Below are 3944 nucleotides of genomic sequence, written 5' to 3' on the forward strand. Positions count from 1 at the left end.
CCCGCCCCCTTGCGCATACCTCATGCAGTCGGCATACCGCAGGGATCATGAGCCGTCAGCCCTTGCCGACACCACGCTTTGAAGCTCAGTAACCGTTGCCGTGGTCATGAGCGCCTCGGTCTCGCGCCACCTCTGACCTGGCGCATCAGGCGCACGCACTACGCGGCGCCGCCCCCGCTCAGCGGGGCCTCTGACCAGGCGTGATCAAGCTTTGATGGCATGAACTCCCATCCGTCAAAGTTTCGAGGGCACGCGATCAAGGTTCGATGGCAGAGGACAACATGGGTGGGGTGCTGTGTGGTGCCGCGATCATAGAACCGAATGTATGAACGATCCAGGGTGGTCGCGACTCGCGCTGCTCCGTTTCCTGGAGCGCGTCCAGGAGCGTGACCTGGCCCGCACTCGCAGGTGGATCGCCGACGAGGAACGCCGCGAGGTGGAGCGGTGCGTCGGTGAAGCGCGGCGCCCGCCGGCCCTCGAGTGGCTGATCGAGCGCGGCCTGGACCGCAACAACATCGTCGCCGTGCACACGGGGGAGTGCTGGGACCCGGGCAAGCGGGTGAGGCCTGCGACCAGGGCGCAGGCGATCGAGGCACTGCGCCACAAGGTGCCGGCGTGCTCCAAGTGCAGGCCCGACACGGCGCTCGGTATCGAGGTCTAGGCGCTGCGCGGCTGGTGCCCGGACGTCTTCTTGGCCGTGGCCTTCTTCGTGGTCTTCTTCGCCGCTGTCTTCTTGGCCGGCTGCTTCTTCGCCGTCTTCCTGACCGCGGTCTTCTTCTTCGGTAGTTCGTGCACGTCGGCGTCCTCGCCGCGCGAGGCCCTGGCCTGCTGCACGGACTCGTTCAGCGCGGCCATGAGGTCGACGATCTGGCCCGGCTCGGACTCCGGTTCCTGAAGCTTCGGCGGCTCGCGGTGTTCCCGCTTGGCCTCGATGATCTGCGAGAGGGCCTCGGTGTAGGTGTCCTGGAAGTCCTCGCCCTCAAGGTCCTCGCGGGTCATGGTGTCCAGGAGAACGAGCGCGCCGTCGATCTCCCCGTCGCTCAGCTCGACCGGCGGCGGCAACGGCTCCTCCGGCGACCTGATCTCGTCAGGCCACCGCATCGCGTGCAACACGATGGCGTCCTCGCGGACCCGCAGCAGGCCGAGGCGCTCGCGTCCGGACCAGGCGTACTTCGCGACGGCCACCTTGCTGGACCGGGCGAGCGCCATGCGCAGCAGCTTGTATGGCTTCGCGGCGACCTGCCCGCTCGGTGCCAGGTAGTAGCCCTCGCCGATCTTCTTGTGGCCACTGTTTAACGTGACCATTGACCGCTTGCGTTAGGCCGACTCTTCGTGTGCGGCGAGCAGCGGGGCATGACGGACGGCCGGACTAACGGTGGCTATGACTGCGGTGACGAGCATCACCGTGGCCAGCACGAATACTGAGCCGACGGGGCCAAGAGTGCTGAGCAGATAGCCGGCACCGAGGGAGGCCAGGGGCATGACCCCCCAGGACAGGGTCATGGCCGCGCTGGTGACGCGTCCCAGTAGCTCGTTGGGGACGAGGGCCGTCATGTAGGTGATGATCACGACGTTCCACAGTGGTCCGATGAACGCGGTGGCGGCGCCGATAGCGCCGATCAGCAGGGGGTTGGAGGTGAACGCGAACAGGGGCAGAAGCGCGGCCCAGATCCAATTGACTCCGACGATGACGGTCTTGGGCGTGAAGTGGCGATGGAGCCTGCTCGCCGCAAGTGCTCCGACCAGGCCGCCGCCGCTGTAGATGCCGAGCATCGCTCCGATGGCGGTGGGTGTGGCGCCGTGGTGCTGCGCGAGGACGACGAGGATCAGTATGAGCGCCTGGAAGATCAGGTTGCTGACGGCGATCAACAGGATCGCTGCGCGGATGAGGGGGTGGCGCCAGACCCAGCGGAGACCTGCGGTTGTCGCCTGCCACAAAGGCTCCGATGGAGGTTTCGTCTGGTTCTGCAGGTCGCTGCGGATGAACAGCAGCCCGATGGAGGCAGCGACGTAGGAGACCGCGTCGACCAGGAACGGGATGGCGCGGTCGATGCCGAAGAGCATGCCGCCCAGGGGAGGACCGGCCAGAGCCGCACCGCGGCTCCTGGCCTCGTTATGAGCCACTGCGGTGGACAGGAGCGCGACAGGGACGATCTTCGGGAGTGCGGCGCGCTCGGCCAGCCCGAAGAAGACGAAGCACAGTCCCTGCACGAAGGCGATCACGACGAGGTGTGCGACCGTGAGTTTGCCCCACCACATGGCAATCGGGACGGTGGAGAGCGCCAGTCCCGCGATGAGTTCGCTGATCAGCAGGATCTTGCGGCGGTTCCAACGATCCACCAGCGCTCCGGCCGGCAGGTGAGCGATAAGGAAGGGGAGCGTGCCGGCGGCTCCGACGATCCCGGCGTCGGAGGGCGATCCGGTGGTCGCAAGAACAAGCAGCGGCATCGCCGTCCCGCTGATCTGGGCGCCCAGGGTCGAGACGACCTGACCGCTCCACAGAGCGACGAACTCGCGGTTGCGCCATAACGAGGGCCGTTCGGCGGTTCCTTCGGCGGTCGGGGCGGTCACGACGCGTCTCCGCTGTCAGGGGTGGGGAAGGCATGGAACACCACGGAGATGTGCCGGCTGCCGGGGGGCGCCTGACCGGGTTCCCGGTGCCAGCGTTTGAGGAAGGCGACGTACTCCTCACCGAACTCGGCCAGTTCGTCAGCGGTGAGCGTGGTGCTGCCGAAGGAGTGCATGGCGCTGGCAGCAAACTCGCCGAACGCCTCTTTGCTGGACAGGTAGGAGGTGAGGTCACGGTCAGCACGCTCCATCCATTGCCGGCCGATTTCCTCGGCGGCGACAGCGACTTCGGGTTCCGTCGGGCGGCGTGGCAGCCGCACGTCCTGTGGGATGGCTCGCCAGTACTTGCGGCGCCCGGATGAGCGGTTCGTGTCCTCTTCGATGAACCCGAACCGGGCCAGTTGTCGCAGGTGGTAGCTGGTCGCGCCGCGGTCCTCGCCGAACTCGGCGGCCAGGTCGGCGGACGTGGCCGGGCCATGGCGCTGAAGCCAGGTCACCAGTTGTTGGCGCAGTGGGTGAGCGAGGGCCTTGAGTGCGTCGATGTCAGATAGCACGCGTGGTCGTGGTTCAGGCATGATGAGAAGATATCTATGCAAAGACTTCGTCTCAATTCTTCGCGTAATGTCTCGGGATCCGCGGACCGCCCCTGCTCCGTACCGGCTTTGACGTGCCGGGCTGACCAGGCTCGGCGGTGGACGTGCCGACGCCGGGCAGGCGTTGGACGGCAGCGCGCGTCTGGGTGCAGAGGAGTCTGCTTGGAGTCGGCAACGGCGTGAACTACTGGGTCGGTGCTCTGCGGCGCTGGGTTCCGATGCGGGTGACGCCGGTGGCGGCTTCGAGCTGCTGCTTCAGGCGCTGGTTGTCCAGGGTGATCTGCTGGATGCGTGCAGCGGCCAGCGTGAGGTGGGCGGTCAGCTCCTTGTTCCGCCGCTTCAGCTTGGCGTTGCGGGCAACGAGCAAGTCGTAGTGGCTGGTTGGAGTGTCGGCTGCGGACGCGCTGGTACGAGCGGCTTCGGCGATGTCCCGGGCGACGTCGGGGAAATGGCGGCGGAAGGTGGTGTTACTCAGCCCGGACTCGCGGGCCAGAGCGAGGACGGTGGGGCGCTTGCCGGTCTCACTGGCCGTTTGGCGGAGCCGGGTCAGGGCCGCGCGGACCCGCGCTTCGGATGGGAGGTCGATGCGGCGGGTCACGACGGCTCCTGGGTGGTGACGAGGAAGTCTTCGATCTGGTGCTTGCGCCTAAGCAGCCGGTTCTGCAGGAGGGGCGGCAGCGGTGGGCGTCTAAGGGCTGTCCCGTAAATGATCTTTGACGTGCTGGGTGGCCTGCCGGTTTCTGCGTCACCCGGCGAGGGCGAGGTTGTGCAGGCGGGCGATGC

General features: G+C 66.9%; 6 protein-coding genes. 1 reads left to right on the forward strand and 5 read right to left on the reverse strand.

Annotated features, from left to right (window positions below; translation table 11 throughout):
- Positions 1 to 325: 325 nt before the first annotated feature.
- On the forward strand, positions 326 to 661 hold the full coding sequence (locus ACIBNA_RS44820; protein ID WP_399171240.1) for a DUF6233 domain-containing protein: 336 nt from the start codon (positions 326 to 328) through the stop codon (positions 659 to 661).
- On the opposite strand, the gene ACIBNA_RS44825 is transcribed toward ACIBNA_RS44820, so the two are convergent.
- The 5 genes from ACIBNA_RS44825 to ACIBNA_RS44845 form a co-directional block, all read right to left on the reverse strand.
- Positions 658 to 1305 (reverse strand): Ku protein, encoded by a 648-nt coding sequence (locus ACIBNA_RS44825; RefSeq protein ID WP_399171241.1) that lies wholly within the window; start codon positions 1303 to 1305, stop codon positions 658 to 660. The two genes, ACIBNA_RS44820 and ACIBNA_RS44825, sit on opposite strands and share 4 nt — an antisense overlap.
- Positions 1306 to 1317: 12 nt before the next feature.
- A complete protein-coding gene (locus ACIBNA_RS44830; RefSeq protein ID WP_399171243.1) occupies positions 1318 to 2571 on the reverse strand; it encodes an MFS transporter in 1254 nt (417 codons plus the stop codon).
- Positions 2568 to 3143 (reverse strand): ArsR/SmtB family transcription factor, encoded by a 576-nt coding sequence (locus tag ACIBNA_RS44835; RefSeq protein WP_399171245.1) that lies wholly within the window; start codon positions 3141 to 3143, stop codon positions 2568 to 2570. The genes ACIBNA_RS44830 and ACIBNA_RS44835 overlap by 4 nt, the downstream gene beginning before the upstream one ends.
- Positions 3144 to 3345: 202 nt before the next feature.
- The gene (locus ACIBNA_RS44840) at positions 3346 to 3759 is read right to left on the reverse strand and encodes a hypothetical protein (RefSeq protein WP_399171247.1); all 414 of its coding nucleotides are present in this window, start codon (positions 3757 to 3759) and stop codon (positions 3346 to 3348) included.
- Positions 3756 to 3944 (reverse strand): hypothetical protein (locus ACIBNA_RS44845; protein WP_399171250.1); only part of this gene is annotated, 189 nt, incomplete at its 5' end. The genes ACIBNA_RS44845 and ACIBNA_RS44840, both read right to left, overlap by 4 nt.

The sequence above is a fragment of the Streptomyces sp. NPDC050164 genome (assembly GCF_044459945.1).
GTDB classification, from domain to species: Bacteria; Actinomycetota; Actinomycetes; order Streptomycetales; family Streptomycetaceae; genus Streptomyces; species Streptomyces coeruleorubidus_A.